This window comes from Spiroplasma endosymbiont of Nomada ruficornis, assembly GCF_964030795.1.
GTDB lineage: Bacteria > Bacillota_I > Bacilli_A > Mycoplasmatales > VBWQ01 > Spiroplasma_E > Spiroplasma_E ixodetis_A.
The window spans coordinates 1105794-1128043 of sequence record NZ_OZ034962.1 but is presented as its reverse complement, the minus strand read 5'-3'; the positions used below and the strand labels follow the sequence as shown (position 1 = coordinate 1128043).

The following is a 22250-nucleotide window of genomic DNA, read 5'->3' as shown; positions in this document are numbered from 1 at the left end:
ATTTTGATTATACTTTATCATTGTTGATTTGTATAGCAATTTTAGTGTTTTTTTAAAATTTCAATATTTTTTTATATTTAAAAGAGTCAGATTTTAAATCTGACTCTTTTAAGGAATTATCTTTTTATCTATTTGTTTTTAGGATTTTCTTCAGCATTAGCTCATAATGCTGCTGCTTTTCCAAAAGCCTCAGTATGTTTTAATTCTGGGTGTTCTGCTTTAACTTTTGGCAATGTAGTTTTCATAAAAATATTAAAAACAGTAGGTTTTTTTGCTGCCATATTTTCCTTCTCCTTTCACTTTTCTTATATTATTATTATAATATATTTTAATTATTAGTGTGTTAATAAACTATAAGAGTATATTTTTAAAAATATTAAGTTTTTATTTTTTAAAAACATAATTATTAATAATATATCCAACTCCATGTTCATCATTATTTGGAGCAATAGTTTTACCATATGGTTTTAAAGCAATATTAGCATTTTCCATTACTATTGGATGACCAGATACTTCAAACATTGGTAAATCATTAAATCCATCACCAATCGTTAATGCATCTTTAGTGTCAATATTTAAATGATTACATAATCATTGTAGTGCTGAACCTTTATTAATGTTTTTATTACCAATTGAAAAAACATTTGTATAATATTGAACAATTGTTAAATCCGGAAAGTTAGTTTCAAAATTATTAATGAATTTTGTAATTTCATTAGCCTTTCAATATTTTTCTCAAATAACCATTACTTTTGAAATTGGCATTTTAATATCAGTACTATTAGTTAACTTAATAATTTTAATTTGCAGATTTTCAACTCATGTACTTCAACTATTAGCCGCATGGTTAACATACAAAGTATCAATACTATTAAAATGTAAAATCATTTGTTTATTATATTTGGTTAATCATTCATAAAGTTTAATTGTTGTTTCTGAATTTAATTGTTGTAAATAAATTCATTTTTGTTTAGTATATGATCAAATTTCAGCGCCATCATTACCAATAATATAACCATCATATTTTTCAGCATTAATCATTTTACCAACACGAATAGCATTTTCACCATATCTACCTGTATTAATTACAACTTTAATATTATTTTTTTGAGCTTTTAAACAAGCATTAAGATTAATTTCACTTAAGGCACTGCCACTATCAAATAAAGTACCATCTACATCAGTAAAAATTATTTTTACCATCAATCATTTCCTGCTTTCTTTTTTCTATTATTTTATTAATATTATAAAGATAAAATAATAAAATACTATATATTTCCATAGAATAAAATTTCTTAAATTAAAATAAAATATTATGTTTAAAATATAATATTTTATTTTAATTTTTATATAATAAAAATTTCAAAAAAGAAAAAAACCTTTAATGAAAAACATAAAGGTTAATAAAATAATGTATGGTGCGGAACAAGGGACTTGAACCCTCATGCCTTTCGGCGCCAGAGCCTAAATCTGGTGCGTCTGCCAGTTTCGCCAATTCCGCATTTTGGTGTCCCGTATAGGCCTCGAACCTACAACCCTCAGATTAAGAGTCTGATGCTCTGCCAATTGAGCTAACGAGACATCTAGGGGAATAAAAAACAAGTAATTATAATACTTGCAGTCTAAATATTAATTAATGGTGACTCGTACGGGGATCGAACCCGTAATGTAGGAATGAAAATCCTATGTGTTTACCAATTCACCAACGAGCCGTAGAAAACAAGAGTTTAGAATGATGGCGCCCAGTATAGGATTTGAACCTATGACACTTCGATTAACAGTCGAATGCTCTGCCGCTGAGCTAACCGGGCATTTACTAAACCTTAATTATTATATTGAAGAAAAGTATAATTTGCAATAACTAATAAAGTTTTTTTTATTTTTTTCTTGATTACGGCAATGTATATGCTTTATTAATCATTTTGCTGAATTATACTTGTAAGTGCAAGTAAATAAAATTGCAAAAAATTCTCATATAAAAATTTCATAATGCTAAATTTAGTTTAGAAAAAAGTAAGGAGTTTTTATATGAGTTATAAACATCTTGGCATAGATGAAAGGATTTATATTGAGAATCAATTGAAATTTAAATTTAAAATTAGTGAAATAGCTAAAAATCTTAATCGAAGTATTAGTACTATTATTCGAGAAATTAATAGAAATAAAGATAATAATCATTATTTTTCATTAATTGCACAAAATAAAGCTGAAAATCGAAAACAATCACATATTAGTTTTCATAAGTTTAAAAATAAGAATTTAGTAAAATATGTACAACAAAAATTACTATTAGGTTGATCACCTGAACAAATTTATGGCAGAATTAAAAATTTTCATAAAGAGTGAGTTATTAGTTTTAAAACAATTTATACTTGAATTTATTTTGGAATGCTTGATAAAGTTACTAGTAAAAATTTAAGAAGAAAAGGTAAAAAACGAAAATCTAAAGAAAATCGTGGCAAGTTTAATGGTAAATCAATTAAAGAACGAGATATAAATGTTAATGATCGTATAACACTTGGTCATTGAGAAGGAGATACTATAGTATCATCACGAGGTAAAAGCAAATCATGTTTAATAACTTTAGTTGAAAGAGTATCACGATTTACTTTAGCAATATTAGTTAAAAACAGAACTACTAAAGTTATTAATAAAAATGTCAGTTATTATTTATCAATTCTTCCTAAAAACATTGTTAAAACTATTACTTTTGATCGTGGCAAAGAATTTTCAAATTGACAACAACTTGAAAAAAATTTAGATGTAAAAATTTATTTTGCCAATCCATATTCACCTTGACAAAGAGGTACTAATGAAAATACTAATGGTTTAATTAGAGAAAAATTTCCTAAAAAATTTATTTTTTCAAAAACTAATAAAAATGAAGTTCATAAATTTATATTGTCTTTAAATCAAAGACCGAGAAAAATATTAAATTATCTTTCACCAATCGAATATTTGGATAGAAAAATAATTTAGTTGCACTTACCTTTACAATTTAGCAATTATATTTTGGTTAGTGCAACAAAAATAAATGTTATTGCTTGTAGGTGAGGTTGTACTAATAATGATTATGATTTAGCTGATGAAAATGAGCAAGATATTTCTGGTAATTATATTGTTCCTGATATCAATAAGAGAATTAATAAAGTAGTAAGTGATCGCATAAATTTTATTGAAGGTGAAGATGCTGCTAGTTTAAAACAATGATATTTAAAAAATCCGCAAAATTGATTTAATAAAACTAGTAAAAAACTAAACTTTGTTACTAATTTAGAAGAAAAAATTCAATATCAGGCAAAAAAAGAATCGATTAATGAATTTAACTTGTTAGCAAATAATAAGAGTAATTTTACAGATTTTTCTTATTTACAAAATCAAATTAATATTACTAATCTTGGCAAAACTTATACAAATATTAATTGGGATACATTAATTAATTCATCTACAATCAATGCTAATGAAAAAGCAGAGATAAAAGATAAATTAGTTCGATTTTATAATATATTTGCACAAATTTATGGTAAAAAAATGTTCTTAAACTTTTATATCGAGTGGCTAAAATTAATAAAAATGGCTTATTTGGTTTTGTTAAATCTGGTTATGTTTATGATTCACAATTTCAAAATTATTCATTAGTTCAAGTTATGACAATAAATCCAAATTCTCTTAGTAAAAGAACTCAATATTGGCAATATGTTAGTGGTTATAAAGCTTCAAAAAGTATTATTAGAACAATTGTTCATGAATATGGTCATGCTTTAGGTTCTTTTATTCGTTTAAATTTTCAAGGAAAACAAAGAATAAATTCACTTGCAGATAATGATCCTAAAAAATGATGAAATAATTATTTTAATTCATCTTATTTATTAAAAGATAATCTAGAAAAAGGAGAAATAACTGATGAAACTAATTATATGATTTCATCATTAGCAAATGGTACAAAAATTAACGATCCAATTTATCAAAAACTTTTAGCATATGGTATTGTGAGAAGTGAATATGGCCGAGAATCACATCTTGATTTATTTGCCGAAGCCTTTGATCAGTGAATAGATACTGAAGAAAGTCAACGTAATATTGCATGAGAAAAATTAGATAATTTTTTTAGAATTGATTTGCCTAGAATATTATAAAAAATATGAATCTAAAATTTAAGTTCAAATTAATAAAAGAAAAAATAAAATATCTTATTAGAAACAATAATAATTTATATAAAAAATAGGGACGGTAACAAAAACGGAGGATATAATTACTTTTTAAACATTTCTTTAAAATTATAGACAAGAAATAATTGTAATTATATGCAATTGTAAATTTATATTACTACTAAATTAAATGAATTGCAATTAAAATACAAATATTAAAAAAATGAAAAATAAAATTAATATTTATACACAACAAAAATTCTTATTAACTTTTAATTTAATAAGTTTTCAAAATTTTAATAAAAAATAAATTAAGTTATGTTTTTAAATTTATTTGATTACATTTAAAAATAACAATTTTAATATAAATATTTATGTTAGCTAAATTGTAAAGGTAAGTGCAACTAAATTATTTTTCTATCCAAATATTCGATTGGTGAAAGATAATTTAATATTTTTCTCGGTCTTTGATTTAAAGACAATATAAATTTATGAACTTCATTTTTATTAGTTTTTGAAAAAATAAATTTTTTAGGAAATTTTTCTCTAATTAAACCATTAGTATTTTCATTAGTACCTCTTTGTCAAGGTGAATATGGATTGGCAAAATAAATTTTTACATCTAAATTTTTTTCAAGTTGTTGTCAATTTGAAAATTCTTTGCCACGATCAAAAGTAATAGTTTTAACAATGTTTTTAGGAGGAATTGATAAATAATAACTGACATTTTTATTAATAACTTTAGTAGTTCCGTTTTTAACTAATATTGCTAAAGTAAATCGTGATACTCTTTCAACTAAAGTTATTAAACATGATTTGCTTTTACCTCGTGATGATACTATAGTATCTCCTTCTCAATGACCAAGTGTTATACGATCATTAACATTTATATCTCGTTCTTTAATTGATTTACCATTAAACTTGCCACGATTTTCTTTAGATTTTCGTTTTTTACCTTTTCTTCTTAAATTTTTACTAGTAACTTTATCAAGCATTCCAAAATAAATTCAAGTATAAATTGTTTTAAAACTAATAACTCACTCTTTATGAAAATTTTTAATTCTGCCATAAATTTGTTCAGGTGATCAACCTAATAGTAATTTTTGTTGTACATATTTTACTAAATTCTTATTTTTAAACTTATGCAAACTAATATGTGATTGTTTTCGATTTTCAGCTTTATTTTGTGCAATTAATGAAAAATAATGATTATTATCTTTATTTCTATTAATTTCTCGAATAATAGTACTAATACTTCGATTAAGATTTTTAGCTATTTCACTAATTTTAAATTTAAATTTCAATTGATTCTCAATATAAATCCTTTCATCTATGCCAAGATGTTTATAACTCATATAAAAACTCCTTACTTTTTTCTAAACTAAATTTAGCATTATGAAATTTTTATATGAGAATTTTTTGCAATTTTATTTACTTGCACTTACAAGTATAATTCAGCATATGGAAGAAAATTTTTATATTAAAAAAGTTTATTATGGTGCTTATGTTAAAAATATAGTTTTGCCTATGAGTGCTATTTTAAATAATAAACGTAATGAAATTGGTATTAACAATTTAGGGATTAATGATAAAAAATTACGTAATAATGCAATTCGGACTAAAACAAAATTAATACATAAAGCGTATCATAATTTTTATAATTCAAAGGTTTTAAGTTTTGTTACTTTGACTTATGCTGATAATATGCAAGATATTAATAAAGCAAAACATGATATTTCTATTTAAAAAATGGTTATTCTTATTTGGTTAATTATAATGATGTTTTTACTTTTAATCAGTTAGCAAGTAATTATGATTTTGAAGAAGAAGATTTAATAATTTTAGATGAATTAGCATTAAAGATAAATTCTAATGATTTAGGAGTACAGTTTAAAAATCAACAAGAAAGTTTAGGACAATTTTGTAAGTTAATAGGTCATATGTTTAATGGTACTATGTATTTGATTGAACAACATCCTAATAGAATACCAGTACAAGCAAGAGAAAAAGTAGAGTATGTTGTGCAAGTTAAAAGAATGCGTTTTTTGGGCTTTGTTGTTATATTTAATCTTAATTTATATACTAATATTGATGATTATAATAAATTAGTGTTTTCACGATGTAGAACAAAGAAAATGATTAAAAAAGGCATTATGCCTCCAAGTTATAGTGGTGAAGCAATGGCTATGACTTTATTTTTTCCTAGACACTGGTTAAAAAGGTATAATTCACGTGCTTTACATTATGTGCATGAACTTAAAAGTGAATTATCACCTAAGAAATATCTTAAAGAAGCAAGTAGTATTGATATGACTTATAGTGATATTAAGTCTGCTGGTTTAGATAAATTAGATAATATTTTAAAGAAAAAAGATAAACCTAAAAATAAAGATAAATAAAAATAGTTATAGTCCCAGTGAACCTACTGGGACTATAATTTGGGTGAGCCACGTAGTGGCGAGGGACGTAGTCCCTATATACTGGATATCAATATCATATTTCATGTTATTTGAAAGGAAAATTAAATTGAGTCAAAATGAAGTATTTAGTTGAATAGGTGTTATTTCTGGTTCTAGCTTACTTATTTCTTTTATATTACTTTTAATGTTTTTACTAATAAAATTTTTATTAAATTATAAACAAAAAAACAAAGTTAAAAGAATACTTTCTTCAAATGATTTTAGTCAAATCATAGGAACGAAAAAAGAATTAAAAATAAAACTAAGAAAATATTTTAAAGAAATATTTATTAGAGATGTTGATATAAATTTATTTAAAAAATTTCTAAAATCAGAAAGTGGAATTAATAAAAAACCAACAAAAATTGCCTGCAATTTTTTTATAATTTTGACAAGTTCAATATTAGTAAATAAATCCGAAGGAAGAGTTTCTGAAGCAATTAAAAGTATTAAAAATACTTTTGATGAAAGTAAACAATTATTATTAACTTCCGATAAGAATAACTTAGTAACAGATGTAATTTTAAAAATTATGAATTTAAAAATCAGACCAATCTTAATTGCTAGTAGATCACTAACAAAAATAGACACTAATGGTAATTTCATCATTAATGATGAAAATTTAAGCAAAGAAGAAATCGAAGATTTTTGAAAAAAAATTGATAAAGTTAGAAAAGATTTAATAGAAAACAAATATTTATATTTTATTTCAATACTTTCACTTTCAACTGCAACTAATGAACAACTCAAAAAATTATTAAACTACACAAATCAGTATAAAATACATAAAAAAGAAGCATTATAACAATAATTTTTTTAAAAAATTCTTATATTATGTTGCTTTTTAATAGATTTTTTAAATTATATATGTATATAATTAAAATGGAATATTATTATTAATATCATAATAATTTTCAACAAATATTAATAAGAATCTAAAATAAAATTAATAACTAACAGAAAACAAGTAACTATTTAATTCAAAAATTATAATACTAAATTTTTTTATTTTTTTAAACTAATACCCCAAATTATAAATATAAAAGTTATGTATTTTTTATACTATTATGTTTAACATTTTATGGATAAAACTAAGGAAAAGCAAATTGACTACAACTAAAATATTTAATTGAATAGCTTATATTTCAAGTATCGCTTTACTTATTTTTTTCATATTACTTTTAATGTTTTTACTAATAAAATTTTTATTAAATTATAAACAAAAAAAACAAAGTTAAAAGAATACTTTCTTCAAATGATTTTAGTCAAATCATAGGAACGAAAAAAGAATTAAAAATAAAACTAAGAAAATATTTTAAAGAAATATTTATTAGAGATGTTGATATAAATTTATTTAAAAAATTTCTAAAATCAGAAAGTGGAATTAATAAAAAACCAACAAAAATTGCCTGAAATTTTTTTATAATTTTGACAAGTTCAATATTAGTAAATAAATCCGAAGGAAGAGTTTCTGAAGCAATTAAAAGTATTAAAAATACTTTTGATGAAAGTAAACAAATATTATTAACTTCCGATAACAATAACTTAGTAACAGATGTAATTTTAAAAATTATGAATTTAAAAATCAGACCAATCTTAATTGCTAGTAGATCACTAACAAAAATAGACACTAATGGTAATTTCATCATTAATGATGAAAATTTAAGCAAAAAAGAAATCGAAGATTTTTGAAAACAAATTGATAAAGTTAGAAAAGATTTAATAGAAAACAAATACTTATATTTTATTTCAATACTTTCACTTTCAACTGCAACTAATGAACAAATCAAAAAATTATTAAACTACACAGATTAAAATATTAAATGTTTAAATAAAATATAAGTAAAAAACAAATTTAAATTTTTAAAACAATATCTTTAAAATTACCTATTAAGACTTATGTTTTATAATCAAAAAAATTATAAAACATAATTTTTAATAATGTTAAAAAAAGGAGTTAAACAGTGAGAAAAATTTTTATTTCATATCATCATCTAAGAGAACAAGAAGAAAAAGACCAATTAGCAGAGTTAATTAAAAAGTATGCTAATTATTTAAATATAAAAGACATGTCTGTAGAAATAGGGGATATTGATACCACATGATCAAATAATGAAATCGCTAAAACTATTAGACAAAATCATTTAAAAGATACAACTATTACTATTCTTATTCTAGGAATACATACAAAATGTAGACAACATATTGACTGAGAAATTGAAGCTTCATTAAATAAATATGGAAGTTTAAATAGAAGAAAGAAAATAAATAGTTTTATAATACTTTTAACTGCTGATTTTATTAAAAAAGCAAAAACAAATTGTAATTTTCATAACACTTGTGATTATTCTTCTTTAATCACCCAAGAAAATGCTGGTCAAAGAATATATGAAACCGTAATAAATAAACATGCAATTATTGCTACTTATGATGAAATCTTTTCAGATATAATAATTCTTAAAAATTTACTTGATAAAGTTCAATCTAATCATAAAAAAGAAGAAATGTTTTATCAAAATGTTATCAGCCCTAGTTTTTTAAAACCAACTGTTTTAAAAGATAATACTAAAGATACTGTTTTTAATGAAAAAAAAGAAATAGATAATACAAAATTATCTTCAAATAAAGATAATGGTTTTAAAGAAGAAGATAGTGATATTGAAATACTTTCTGAATCAGACGAAGAAATAGATAATGCAAAATTAACTTCAAATAAAGATAATGATTTTAACGAAGATGATGATAGTAATATCGTAGTACCTTCTAAATCAGAGGAAAAAATAAATAATGTAATATTAACTTTAAGTCAAGATAGTGAAATTAACAATCAATTACTACAAGAAATTACAACGGACTTTACTAAAGATGATAATAAAAGTAATCTTTTAAGAAAATTATCTTTAAAACATAATAGTAAAGATAATGGAATTGGTAGTGAACTACAAGAAACAAGTATACTGAAAGACGAAAATTTTAAAAGAATACATCTCCATAAAAAAGATAATTCAGAAGAATGTGAAGCAAAAGAAAAATCTGAAAAAACAATGCAAGTGTTTAATAAAAAAACAAAAAAATTTATAAATTCTGGTAAAATTAATTATACACAAGAATTTCCAGAAATATATTTATCCTATCTTTAAAACATACAACTAGTAAAATAAAATATAAATATTTAAAAAGTGAGAATTTTATTCTCACTTTTTATTTTAATTTAATTTAGTATTCTTCTTCAAGTGAAGAATTACCCATACCTATTAACTTCTCAGTTGGCATTAAACCAGTACCGGCCGGTATCAAGTTTCCTAAAATAACATTTTCCTTTAAACCACGTAAATTATCTTGTTTTGACTTAATAACAGCATTAGTTAATACTCTTGTTGTATCTTGGAAAGAAGCAGCGGCCAAGAATGATTCTGATTCTAATGGTGCTTTTTTAATCCCTAAAATAATTGGATGACCAAAAGCAGGTTTTTTACCAGCAACAATAATTTTGGCATTAACATTCTTAAATTCTTTGATATCAACAATCGCTCCAGGCAATAATGGTGAATCATTACCTTCAACTACAAAAATACGATTCAACATTTGTTTTACAATAATTTCAATATACTTATCCGAAATTTCAATTCCTTGTAAACGATAAACACGTTGTACTTCTTTTAAAATATATTGTTGAACTTCAATGATTCCTGCTACTTCTAGTAATTGTGTAATATTAATTGCACCTTCAGTTAGTTTTTGGCCAATCTTAACATTATCACCAATTTTAATTCTTACCTGCGCATTATATTGAGTTTTGTATTCTTTATAGTCAAGTTTTGACTTTACAGTAATTGTATAAATTCCTTGCTCTTCACGAATATCTGTTACTTTACCATCAAATTCACTAATAATAGCAACAGCACCTTTGGGATTAGTAATATCTAATAATTCTTTAATTCTTGGTAATCCTTGGGTAATATCACTACCACCAGCCACTCCTCCAGTATGGAAAGTTCTCATCGTTAGTTGAGTTCCTGGTTCACCAATTGATTGCGCTGCAATAATTCCAACTGCTTCGCCAATAGCAACAATAGAACCTGTTATTAAATTAATACCATAACATTTTTGACAAACACCATAACTTGCTTCACAAGTTAAAACTGAACGAATATTTATTTTTGTAATTTTTGCCTCTAATATTGTTTCTACTAATTTTTCAGTAATTAATTCATTATTTGCCACAATTACATTATTTTTACTATCAACAACATCACCTTGAACAAAACGTCCAAATAAACGGTCACGTAACGGCACAATAATATTATTACGTTTTTGGTCAACAACGTCACTAATTATAAAGCCATTACCGGTATTACAATCTTCTTCAGTAACAATAATATCTTGTGAAACGTCAACTAGTCTTCTTGTTAAATAACCTGAGTCAGAAGTTTTAAGCGCCATATCTGCCATTCCTTTACGAGCACCATGGGTAGAAATAAAGAACTCTGAAACATTTAATCCTTCACGGAATGAAGATTTAATTGGTAATTCAATAACTTCTCCTTTTGGATTATTCATTAAACCACGCATCCCTACTAATTGAGTAAAGTTACTAATATTAGTTCTAGCACCTGAATCTCACATCATAAAGATTGGATTTTCAATATCTTTTCTTAAAACTGTTTCTAGTTCAACTTGAATATTGTTTTTAATACCACTTCATTTATTAATAATATGGTAATGACGCTCACGATTAGTTAACATACCTTGTTTATAAAACTTGTTAATTGTTTTAACATATTCATCTGCTTCTTTAAATAATCTTGTTTTACCTGAATAAGATACAACATCGCCTGCAGAAATTGTTGTTCCTGAAATTGTTGAAAATTTAAAACCAAGATTTTTCATTTTATCTAACATTTGTGCAGTTAATTGAGTTCCAAAAGTTTTAAAATATTTATGAATAATATCTGCTAAAGCTTTTTTCTTAAATGGTTCAACAATAACTCTTTTTTTAATAAATTCACGAAAATCAACATCAGTGGCAACTAAATCTTCATTATGAGTTTCAGTTAAATTAATAATATTTGGGCGATTAATAAATGGCATTCTTTCTGAAAACATTTGATTAAAAATAATCTTACCAATAGTAGTAATTAAAAATTTATTTTGATCGGTAGCAGCAAATTTACTTGCACCTAAACTAGCAACACGAATTCCAATAATAGCATGTAATGAAACCTGTTTTGTATCATAAGCTTTAATTGCTTCATTAACATCTTTAAAAATTGAACCTTGACCTAATTCATCTAATTTTTCAATAGTTAAATAATAATTACCAAGAACCATATCTTGAGTTGGCGTAACAATTGGTTTACCATCTTTAGGACTTAAAATATTTTTTGAACCTAACATTAAACTTCTTGCTTCAGCTACTGCTTCTTGAGTAATTGGCACGTGAACAGCCATTTGGTCACCATCAAAGTCAGCATTAAAAGCAGGAGTTACTAGTGGGTGTAAACGAATAGCTTTCCCTTTAACTAGAATTGGTTCAAATGCTTGAATTCCTAAACGGTGTAAAGTTGGAGCACGGTTTAATAAGACAGGACGATCTTTAATTACTTCTTCTAAAACATCTCAAATTCGTTCATCTTGAATTTCAATTAATTTTTCAGCAATTTTAATATTTAAAGCTAATTCTTGATGAACTAATCTTTGCACAACAAAAGGTTTGAACAAAATAATTGCCATATCACGAGGAATACCACATTGATACATTTTTAATTCCGGACCAACAGCAATAACGCTTCGACCTGAATAATCAACACGCTTACCTAATAAGTTTTGACGGAAACGTCCTTGTTTTCCTTTTAATGTTGAAGTTAAAGATTTTAATGGACGTTTATCTCTTCCTGTTACTGGACGTGCTTTACGTTCATTATCAAATAAAGCATCAACTGATTCTTGCAACATTCTTTTTTCATTATTAATAATTAAGATTGGTGCTCCCATTTGTTTTACTTTTTTTAAGCGTTCATTACGAATAATAATTCTTCGATATAAATCATTAATTTCTGATGTTGTAAAACGACCACCATCTAACTGAATAATTGGACGAATATCAGGTGGAATCACCGGAATAGCATGTAATACCATTCATTCTGGTTTATTTCCTGATTTAGCAAATGAATCAATAACATCTAAACGACGTTCTAGTTTTCTACGATCAGTTTGTGATTTCTTGTTTGTCAATTGTTTTTTAATGGCAAGAAATTCTTTTTCTAAATTAATATTTTTTAATAAATACTCAATAGCTGAAGCACCAATTCCAAATTTTGTTCCAGTATGTTTAGTAATAAATTGAGCACATTCATCCATTGAAAATGGACGTGAAGTATCTGCTAAAGTATCAGTTAACATTTGAGCACGAGTATAAGCAAAAGAAGAAGGTTCTAATTGTTCTAAAATTTGTGCAAATACTTTACGTAAACGATTACGAGTATCAGTTGAAGATTTAGCATTACCTAAATCCATAATCATTTTTTGTTTTAAACCTTTAGCAGTCCCTGGATCTAAAACAATATAAGAAACAAAATATGCTACTTCTTCTAAGTCTTTAGCTTTCATATCTAATGCTAACGCAATTTTTGAAGGAGAAGCCTTTAACATTCAAATATGAGTTACTGGTTCTTCTAACTCAATGTGTCCTAAACGTTCACGTCGAACAATTGCTTCAGTAATTTCTACTAAACAACGTTCACAAACTTTACCTTTATTTTTTATTTTCTTATATTTACCACAAGTACATTCATAATTTTTAGTTGGTCCAAATATTCGTGCATCAAATAATCCATCTTTTTCAGGTTTTAATGACTTATAATTAATTGTTTCTGGCTTTGTAATTTCTCCATGTGATCATGAGCGAATTTGATCGGGAGAAGCAAGAGAAATTTTAAGGGCAGTATAATGTTTTGAATTTTTTTGCATTTGCATATATTTATTACTCCTTTTCTAATCCTCAAGATAACTTTCGACTTCTTCATCGTAAGTTACCACTTTTTGTTCTTGACCTTTTTCGTCAATTAACACAATATTTATTCCTAAACCTTGTAGTTCTTTTGTTAAAACATTAAATGATTCAGGGATACCTGGCGTTGGAATTTGTTTATTACGTAGAATCGCTTCATAAGTTTTAATTCTACCTTTAATATCATCAGATTTAATAGTTAGGATTTCTTGTAAAGTATGAGCAGCACCATAAGCTTCTAATGCTCAAACTTCCATTTCTCCAAATCTTTGTCCACCATTTTGTGCCTTACCACCTAATGGTTGTTGAGTAATTAATGAATATGGACCCACATTACGAGCATGTAATTTATCATCTACCATGTGTGATAGTTTTAACATATACATCACACCAACTGAAATTTTCTTGGCAAACTTTTCACCAGTTAAACCATCATATAATGTTAATTTATCAAAGTCATTATATTTTGCTTCTTTCATAATATCTAACAAGTCTTGATTTTTTGCACCATCAAAAACAGGGGTTGCTACTTTAATTCCTAAAGTTTTAGCAGCCATTCCTAAGTGTAATTCAAGAATTTGTCCAATATTCATCCGCGATGGTACTCCTAATGGATTTAACATAATATCAACCGGTGTTCCATCTTCTAGGAAAGGCATATCTTCAATTGGTAAGACTTTAGAAATAACACCTTTATTTCCGTGTCTTCCAGCCATTTTATCTCCTTCTCGAATTTTACGTTTTTGTACAATAAATACTTTAACTACTTCTTCTACTTCTGAAGGTAAGTCAAAACCATCTTCACGTTTATAACGTTTAATACCTTGAACAATTCCACCACCACCATTAGGTACTCGTAATGAATTATCTTTAACATTACGTGATTTTTCACCAAAAATAGCTGCTAATAATTTTTCTTCAACAGTTGATTGTGTTTGACCTTTTGGTGTAACTTTACCAACAAGAATATCTCCTTCTTTAACTTCAGTTCCAATTAAAACAATTCCTTCATCATCAAGATAACGTCTTGATTGTTCAGAAGTATTAGGGATTTCACGTGTAATTTCTTCTTTACCTTGTTTTGTTTTTCGACATTCTAAATTATCTTCTTCAATATGCATTGAAGTATAAACATCATCTTTTACTAAACGTTCACTAATAATAATAGCATCTTCATAGTTATAACCATGTCAAGTCATGAAAGCAATAATTACATTTTGTCCTAATGCAAGTTCACCATCTTTCATTGAAGGTCCGTCTGCTAAAATTTGATTAACTTCAACTTTATCACCAACTTTTACTAATGGCACATGAGTTACTGCTGTTCCTTGATTACTACGTTCAAAACGACTTAACTCATAAGTTGTTATTTCATCTTCTGATTTAATAATAATTTCATGAGAATCAACATATTGTACAACTCCCGGTAAATTAGCAACAATAGCTAATCCTGAGTCACGAGCAACAGCATACTCAACACCCGTACCAACAATTGGTGTTTGTGGTTTTAATAATGGAATTGCTTGACGTTGCATATTAGCACCCATTAAAGCACGGTTAGCATCATCATTTTCTAAAAAGGGAATACAACTTGTAGCTATTGACACAATTTGTTTTGGTGAAACATCAATATATTCAACTTCGTTTGGTCCAACAATAATATTTTGACCATTACTACGAGCAATAACATTATTATTTTTAATAACATTATTAGTATCTAATTCAATATTAGCTTGTGCAATGATATAATTCTTTTCTTCACCGGCAGTTAAATATTTAATTTCATTAGTAATTTTACCTGCAATTACTTGACGGTAAGGTGTTTCAATAAAACCGTATTCATTAATACGAGCATAAGTGGCTAAATTATTGATTAAACCAATATTAGGTCCTTCAGGAGTTTCAATTGGACAAATTCTTCCATAGTGAGAATAGTGAACATCACGAACTTCTAAACTAGCACGATCACGTGATAATCCACCAGGTCCTAAAGCAGTTAAACGTCTTTTATTAGCCAATTCTGCTAATGGATTAGTTTGATCCATAAATTGTGATAATTGTGATAAGTTAAAAAACTCACCAATAACAGCTGTTAATGGTTTATTATTTGTAATATTTGCTGGTTTCATTTTATCACTATCAGTAGTTGACATTTTTTCTTTAACATTTTTTTCAATACGTCCCATTCCGATACGAAATTGGTTTTGTAGTAATTCACCAATTGTACGAATACGACGATTTGCTAAGTGATCAATATCATCAGCATTACCAATACCATGAACAAAATTTAAAATATAAGAAAGAGTTGCTAAAATATCAGCAATAGTAATAATTACTTCTTTACATTTAGGATTAATTCCAACAACATTAATAACTTCATTTAATCTTTCTTTATCATTATAAACTTTAATTAACTGCACATAATGTTTTGGTTCACTATCACTAATTGATGTTTTTAAAGGTACTAAACATGCTCCTTCTTCTAATACTGTTTTTAGAATTTCTAATTGTGATTTACCAATTACTGTTTTTTTGGGTAAAACAACTTTACCTCTAATATCTTTAATATCTTCAGCTAGAGTGTAATTTAAAACACGATCTGTAATAGCTAATTTTTGAATTAACTTATATCTTCCTGCTTTTGTTAAATCATATTTTTTTGAATCAAATAATAATCCAGTTAAAAATTTTGCAGCACCATCAACACTGGCAGTTTCTCCAGCTTTAATTTTTTTATAAATTTCTTGTACTGCTGCTGGTCAATTTTGATGTTCATCATATTCATAAGTATTCAATAAAACATCATCTTTACCAATTATATTAATAACATCATCTTTAGTTAATCCTAAGGCAGTAAGTAAAGTGGTTACTGCAATTTTACGTGATTTTTCAATTTTAACTTGAATAATATCTTTAATTGCATTTTTATTACCAACTAATTTATTACGTTTAGAATCAGTTTCAAATTCTAGTCAAGTTCCACGTGATGGAATTAAATCACCTAAAAATTTATATAATCCGGTTTTTGGATCAATTTCAATTTTAAAATATGCACCTGGTGAACGAACTAATTGTGAAACAACAACCTTTTCACTTCCATTAATAATAAAGGTTCCTTTTTGTGTCATTAATGGAAAATCACCTAAAAATACATCTCCTTCACGAGTTAATGTATAATCAACAATTAAAACATCTTCTTCTCTACTTTTAATAGTAACTTCAATAGTTGAAAATTCACTATTAGCATGAACATTTTTTTCTTCAAAATAATATATATTATCGCTAACTTTTGGTTCATTAATGTTTTTAATACCAAATTGGTCTTTAATTCAACGCATTAAATAATCTAAAATATTATCTTTAGCAGCAATAGTTAAATGACGATTATTTTCATGAATTGATAAAGATAATTTTGTATAGATTGGTGCTTCATAAGTTTTTGACTCATCTTTTGCTTCTTTTAATGTTCTTCTTGGTTTACGAAATTCTCAATCAATCAATGATAAAATAATACGATTATCATTATCAGTTACCGGAAATATTTCATTAAATACTTCTTGTATTCCTGTATCAATAAATCATTTATAAGTATCACGTTGAATTGAAATTAAATCAGGAAGATCTAAATTTCCTGATACTTTAGTATAGTCACGTCTTTTTGCATAATGACCAAATTGTTTTGTAGTATATGACATTGGTTCATCTCCAATTTTAAAAATTTATTAAAATCAAATAATTTGATTTCAGTTAATTAGTATTAAATTACTAATTAGTTTGATAAAATATTAAGTTTTAAGTTGATAATTTTTAGTTAAATAACAAACAGAAAACCAGTATTCATTAAAACTGGTTTTCATATAAATTTTTAATATTTGAACTACTTAACTTCAACAATAGCACCAACGGCTTTTAACGTTGCTTCGTGTTCTGTTGCTTTTGCTTTATCAATATTTTCTAAAATCTTTTGTGGTCCTGTTGCTACTGCATCAACCATTTTTTTAGCATCCATTAAAGACATTGTACCACCAACAATTGCCTTAACTGCTTTAATAACATCAACTTTTTTGTCTCCTACTTCTTTTAAGATTACAGAAACTGTTGATGGTTTTGTTGCTTCTTCTTTAGCTGCTGCTGGTGCAGAAGCAACTGCTGCAGTTACTCCAAAAGTTGTTTCAATTAATTCAACTAATTCTTTTAATTGAACTGCTGTCATTGTTTTAACATGTTCAATAATTTGTTTATTTGTAATATTTTCCATTATTTTTTCCTCCATATTTTTTTTATTTAATAAGTGTTAATTATGCGTTTTCTTTTTGTTGGGCTACTGCTTTAATTGCTAAAGCCAAATTGCGAACTGGTGCTTGTAAACAAGAAGCTAACATTGAAATTAATTCTAATTTTGATGGTAATGAAGCTATTTTTTGTAACTCACTTTGGTCAATAACTTTCCCTTCAAAAATGCCACCTCTTAATACTAATAATTTATTAATTTTAGCATAATTAGAAACTATTTTAGCTGTTTCTAAGTCGTTTTCAAATCCAAAGATAAAACCATTTGGGCCAACTAAACTACTTTCAAGCGATGAATATTCTTTTTTTAAAGCACGAGCAACTAAATTATTCTTATAAATAGTGAATGTTGCACCTTTAGCTCTTAATTCCTTACGTAAAGAACTAATTTCTTCAACATTCATACCTTGATATTGTACAACAATTGTTGTTTTGGAATCATTAATTTGCTTAGCAATTAAATCAATAGTTTTTTGTTTTTCAACCATTGCTGGGCGCATAAGTACACCTCCTTATTATTCTGAAATAACTAGCAATAAGTAGTAAATAAAACTCGGAGCAAAACCGAGTAAATCACATGCATATATAATGATGGAAATTACCTGAGCAACATAATTAAGACAAAAGTCCGTTGCTGTCTTTGGCTTATTCTAGCTTGTATATTATATGATATATATATATTAAAATCAAGAAAAATTTACAAAAGATTAAATAAATAATTTTTTATTATATATCTTGTAAGTTATAAACACTATTTTTAATAACATAAATGCTAATTTCATCAATATCTTAATTAAGATTAAAAAAATAAATTAAAAATAAACTTCATATTGAAGTTTATTTTAATTAAAAAAATTGTTTTTTTTATAACTGGTTACTGTTTTTACTACTAGAGTTTTTGCTTTCACTTGAAGAAGATTCACTATTTATTTTTGATTTATCTAACTCAAGATTTTTACAAACTCTTTCTCTTCTTTCAGATTCATTTTTTTCTCCTCAAGCTTTATTTATTTTATCAGCATTTTTAGCATGTGCTTCTTGTTTTAATTTATTATTCTCAATAGATTTTCATGGCATAATTTATTATTCCTTTCACTTTTTGAATATTTTTTCTACCTTTAAATACTCAATAAAATTATATATTTTTTATTAAAAATATATATAAAAATATATAAAAAATTATTCTTACTTAATTAAGTAAGAATAATTAAACTAATTATCGTTATATTTTAAAATGAATAACGTCGTTGTCTTACATTTGTAGGAGGTTGCATATTGGCCATAGAATTTGCTTTATCTACATCAAACTGATTTTCAACTGGAATTATATTATTTTCAACATTTATTATTGTTTTATCATTCATTAGTTCATTTATAGTTTTAAGTTTTCTACCATCCAGTTCTGGTTTTAATATATTAAATTGTGTTTCTAACTTAGTTTCTAATTTATCACTTGTTAAATCCTTAGATACTGATTTAACTTCTTTTTTTTCTTTTTCTTTTTTATCTTTATTATTTTTAAATATTTTATTATAAATTCATGATTCAACTTTTTTTGATGCAGTTGAAAAAACTGATGTAATTGCTTTAAAACCTCCACTAATAAAAACTGAAGCAATAGCAATATCAATCTTAATTGCTGCCACTACTGCAGCAGCCAAATAAGGAGCTAAAATCACAGGAAGCAAATTTGGAAGAACAGCAATAACAATAGTAATGACTAAAATAATAACCCAAACTTTTCACTCGGTTTTAGATGGCTTTGATTTTAATTCCATTTGTTCTTTTAATAATTCTTTAACTGGCATTGTACTAATATTATTTGCATTTTCTTTATCAATTAAACAAGTGCTTTTTTTATATTCTTCAATACTCTGGTACTTTTTAGTCTGTTTTCAAACTTCAACCTCATTTTTTTCATTATTATCAAAATATATTATTTCTTCAAAAATTGATTCATAATTATAAACTAAAGTTGTTATATAAAATATCTTATCTTCAATTGGAAAAATTTCTTCATAAATTTTTTGAACATTTTGACTTTTAATATTTCATTCTTTTTTTATTTCTTTTTTTAACTTAGAAATATTAGAAAATATTTCTAGTTTTTGCTCTTCAGTTAAATTTTCTTCATCAATTTTTCTTTGTAGTTCTATTCTTCTATTAATATTTTCTTTTAATGATAACGGCATCCAATCATCACTATAACTATCTAGTTCACTATTTAAATTGCTTATAGTATTTTCTAATTCTTCAATTTTAGAATTATTTTTTTCAATATTATTATTCAATTCTTTTTTTATATTTCTTTGTTCTTCAATTTCTAATTCTTTATCTGATATTGTTTCTTTAAGCGCAAAATATTCTCTAAATTCACTATCGGTTGTATTTTGTTTCTTAGTTTTATTTATTTCCATTTTTCTTTCTTTACGTTTTAAATCATCAAGTAATGGTTTAAGTTGAATAATTTCTAATTCAAAAAGATTTTCTCTAATAATAGTTAATTTTTTATTTAAATCATCATTTGTTCTTTTGACATCTTCTAATTGTTTTGTAAAATTAAAAATTTCTTCTCTAAGTTTACTTATCTTTTGATCTTCTATAATTGTAAGACAATTATATTTATATTTATTTAAAACATTACTATCATTATTTGCTTCATTATTTGATTCATTTAAACTATTTTCACTTCTAGAAGATTTTATTGCTAAACCTCCATGTCTTTTTTTTATAGAACCATCGGTTTGAGCAAAAATATTTTCTGGATTATTTTCCATTATTCGCTGAAATGTTGTTGATTTTCTTTTATCATTATCACGCATTTTATACACCTTCTTAGTAAAATAAAACCCATTTACTTACAAACAAAGCAATGGGTTAAAAACTATATTTAGTTTTACACTTATCTTTTACCAAATTTTAGAAATTTTGACAATATTTTTTATTTTCATATTATATAAATAATTTAAATATTATTAAATTTTGAGGTATATAATAATTATTTAAAATAAAAGAGTTACCAATAATGGTAACTCCTATTCACTGTTAGGTGCCAACCGCAATGAATATTTACTTACCCTTAACTAAGTAAGTATTTTTATTATACTACTAAAATAAAGTTTTTTTAGTTTTATTTACTAAAAAAAATAAAACCTTTTTAATTTTATATATTTTTGATATTTATAATTAACTACTAATATACATCTGTATTCTTATTGGTATTTAATTATTTATTTTTTTCTAATTCAAAATATTATTTAAAACAACATTCTGATTACATAAAATTTTCTTAAATAATTGATAAAAAAGTATATTTTTTAATTTTTAACCTTAATAATAATGCTAAATTGTAAAGGTAAGTGCAACTAAATTATTTTTCTATCCAAATATTCGATTGGTGAAAGATAATTTAGTATTTTTCTCGGTCTTTGATTTAAAGACAATATAAATTTATGAACTTCATTTTTATTAGTTTTTGAAAAAATAAATTTTTTAGGAAATTTTTCTCTAATTAAACCATTAGTATTTTCATTAGTACCTCTTTGTCAAGGTGAATATGGATTGGCAAAATAAATTTTTACATCTAAATTTTTTTCAAGTTGTTGTCAATTTGAAAATTCTTTGCCACGATCAAAAGTAATAGTTTTAACAATGTTTTTAGGAAGAATTGATAAATAATAACTGACATTTTTATTAATAACTTTAGTAGTTCTGTTTTTAACTAATATTGCTAAAGTAAATCGTGATACTCTTTCAACTAAAGTTATTAAACATGATTTGCTTTTACCTCGTGATGATACTATAGTATCTCCTTCTCAATGACCAAGTGTTATACGATCATTAACATTTATATCTCGTTCTTTAATTGATTTACCATTAAACTTGCCACGATTTTCTTTAGATTTTCGTTTTTTACCTTTTCTTCTTAAATTTTTACTAGTAACTTTATCAAGCATTCCAAAATAAATTCAAGTATAAATTGTTTTAAAACTAATAACTCACTCTTTATGAAAATTTTTAATTCTGCCATAAATTTGTTCAGGTGATCAACCTAATAGTAATTTTTGTTGTACATATTTTACTAAATTCTTATTTTTAAACTTATGAAAACTAATATGTGATTGTTTTCGATTTTCAGCTTTATTTTGTGCAATTAATGAAAAATAATGATTATTATCTTTATTTCTATTAATTTCTCGAATAATAGTACTAATACTTCGATTAAGATTTTTAGCTATTTCACTAATTTTAAATTTAAATTTCAATTGATTCTCAATATAAATCCTTTCATCTATGCCAAGATGTTTATAACTCATATAAAAACTCCTTACTTTTTTCTAAACT

General features: G+C 25.1%; 17 protein-coding genes, 4 tRNA genes and 1 pseudogene. 8 read left to right on the top strand and 14 right to left on the bottom strand.

The window, feature by feature from the left end:
- Positions 1-128 precede the first annotated feature (128 nt).
- From AAHM79_RS06860 to AAHM79_RS06835, 6 genes are all read right to left on the bottom strand, one after another.
- Complete coding sequence (locus AAHM79_RS06860; protein ID WP_281749279.1) at positions 129-281, bottom strand: hypothetical protein; 153 nt, start codon at positions 279-281, stop codon at positions 129-131.
- A gap of 103 nt (positions 282-384) precedes the next feature.
- Positions 385-1203 (bottom strand): Cof-type HAD-IIB family hydrolase, encoded by an 819-nt coding sequence (locus tag AAHM79_RS06855; protein WP_342257453.1) that lies wholly within the window; start codon positions 1201-1203, stop codon positions 385-387.
- A 213-nt stretch (positions 1204-1416) separates the two neighbouring features.
- Positions 1417-1501 (bottom strand) — tRNA-Leu (locus AAHM79_RS06850).
- A 4-nt stretch (positions 1502-1505) separates the two neighbouring features.
- Positions 1506-1581 (bottom strand) — tRNA-Lys (locus AAHM79_RS06845).
- A 56-nt stretch (positions 1582-1637) separates the two neighbouring features.
- A tRNA-Glu gene (locus tag AAHM79_RS06840) sits at positions 1638-1712 on the bottom strand.
- A 24-nt stretch (positions 1713-1736) separates the two neighbouring features.
- Positions 1737-1811, bottom strand: a tRNA-Asn gene (locus AAHM79_RS06835).
- A 217-nt stretch (positions 1812-2028) separates the two neighbouring features.
- On the opposite strand from AAHM79_RS06835, the gene AAHM79_RS06830 reads away from it, so the two are divergent.
- From AAHM79_RS06830 to AAHM79_RS06820, 3 genes are read left to right on the top strand one after another with little or no spacing between them, the layout of a single operon-like run.
- On the top strand, positions 2029-2979 hold the full coding sequence (locus AAHM79_RS06830) for an IS30 family transposase (RefSeq protein ID WP_338979395.1): 951 nt from the start codon (positions 2029-2031) through the stop codon (positions 2977-2979).
- A 33-nt stretch (positions 2980-3012) separates the two neighbouring features.
- Entirely contained in the window at positions 3013-3639 is a 627-nt protein-coding gene (locus AAHM79_RS06825; protein ID WP_342257452.1) for a hypothetical protein, read from the top strand.
- A gap of 8 nt (positions 3640-3647) precedes the next feature.
- Positions 3648-4136, top strand: coding sequence for a hypothetical protein (locus tag AAHM79_RS06820; RefSeq protein WP_342257451.1), 489 nt, complete (start codon positions 3648-3650; stop codon positions 4134-4136).
- Between the two features lie 416 nt (positions 4137-4552).
- Here AAHM79_RS06820 and AAHM79_RS06815 read toward each other — a convergent pair whose 3' ends face one another.
- Positions 4553-5503: an IS30 family transposase gene (locus AAHM79_RS06815; RefSeq protein ID WP_342257450.1), complete on the bottom strand. Its 951-nt coding sequence runs from the start codon at positions 5501-5503 to the stop codon at positions 4553-4555.
- Positions 5504-5609: 106 nt separating this feature from the next.
- On the opposite strand from AAHM79_RS06815, the gene AAHM79_RS06810 reads away from it, so the two are divergent.
- From AAHM79_RS06810 to AAHM79_RS06790, 5 genes are all read left to right on the top strand, one after another.
- On the top strand, positions 5610-5894 hold the full coding sequence (locus tag AAHM79_RS06810; protein WP_342257449.1) for a hypothetical protein: 285 nt from the start codon (positions 5610-5612) through the stop codon (positions 5892-5894).
- Positions 5895-5911: 17 nt separating this feature from the next.
- Positions 5912-6547 carry a zonular occludens toxin domain-containing protein gene (locus AAHM79_RS06805; protein ID WP_342257448.1) on the top strand — a complete coding sequence of 212 codons (636 nt, stop codon included), beginning with the start codon at positions 5912-5914 and terminating at the stop codon, positions 6545-6547.
- A gap of 127 nt (positions 6548-6674) precedes the next feature.
- The gene (locus tag AAHM79_RS06800; RefSeq protein ID WP_342257447.1) at positions 6675-7412 is read left to right on the top strand and encodes a hypothetical protein; all 738 of its coding nucleotides are present in this window, start codon (positions 6675-6677) and stop codon (positions 7410-7412) included.
- A 623-nt stretch (positions 7413-8035) separates the two neighbouring features.
- Complete coding sequence (locus tag AAHM79_RS06795) at positions 8036-8422, top strand: hypothetical protein (RefSeq protein WP_342257446.1); 387 nt, start codon at positions 8036-8038, stop codon at positions 8420-8422.
- A gap of 149 nt (positions 8423-8571) precedes the next feature.
- Complete coding sequence (locus AAHM79_RS06790; protein ID WP_342257445.1) at positions 8572-9747, top strand: TIR domain-containing protein; 1176 nt, start codon at positions 8572-8574, stop codon at positions 9745-9747.
- Positions 9748-9823: 76 nt separating this feature from the next.
- Here AAHM79_RS06790 and rpoC read toward each other — a convergent pair whose 3' ends face one another.
- From rpoC to AAHM79_RS06755, 7 genes and pseudogenes are all read right to left on the bottom strand, one after another.
- Positions 9824-13576 (bottom strand): DNA-directed RNA polymerase subunit beta', encoded by a 3753-nt coding sequence (gene rpoC / locus AAHM79_RS06785; RefSeq protein WP_342258246.1) that lies wholly within the window; start codon positions 13574-13576, stop codon positions 9824-9826.
- A gap of 36 nt (positions 13577-13612) precedes the next feature.
- Positions 13613-17311 (bottom strand): annotated as a pseudogene (locus AAHM79_RS06780) (DNA-directed RNA polymerase subunit beta); the annotation flags it as partial.
- A gap of 182 nt (positions 17312-17493) precedes the next feature.
- Positions 17494-17874, bottom strand: coding sequence for a 50S ribosomal protein L7/L12 (gene rplL, locus AAHM79_RS06775; protein WP_342257443.1), 381 nt, complete (start codon positions 17872-17874; stop codon positions 17494-17496).
- 40 nt (positions 17875-17914) lie between these two features.
- Complete coding sequence (gene rplJ, locus AAHM79_RS06770) at positions 17915-18406, bottom strand: 50S ribosomal protein L10 (RefSeq protein ID WP_252320296.1); 492 nt, start codon at positions 18404-18406, stop codon at positions 17915-17917.
- Positions 18407-18770: 364 nt separating this feature from the next.
- Positions 18771-18983: a hypothetical protein gene (locus AAHM79_RS06765; protein WP_252320294.1), complete on the bottom strand. Its 213-nt coding sequence runs from the start codon at positions 18981-18983 to the stop codon at positions 18771-18773.
- A 152-nt stretch (positions 18984-19135) separates the two neighbouring features.
- Positions 19136-20728: a hypothetical protein gene (locus AAHM79_RS06760; protein ID WP_342257442.1), complete on the bottom strand. Its 1593-nt coding sequence runs from the start codon at positions 20726-20728 to the stop codon at positions 19136-19138.
- A gap of 543 nt (positions 20729-21271) precedes the next feature.
- Positions 21272-22222, bottom strand: coding sequence for an IS30 family transposase (locus tag AAHM79_RS06755; RefSeq protein ID WP_338979395.1), 951 nt, complete (start codon positions 22220-22222; stop codon positions 21272-21274).
- Positions 22223-22250: the final 28 nt, after the last annotated feature.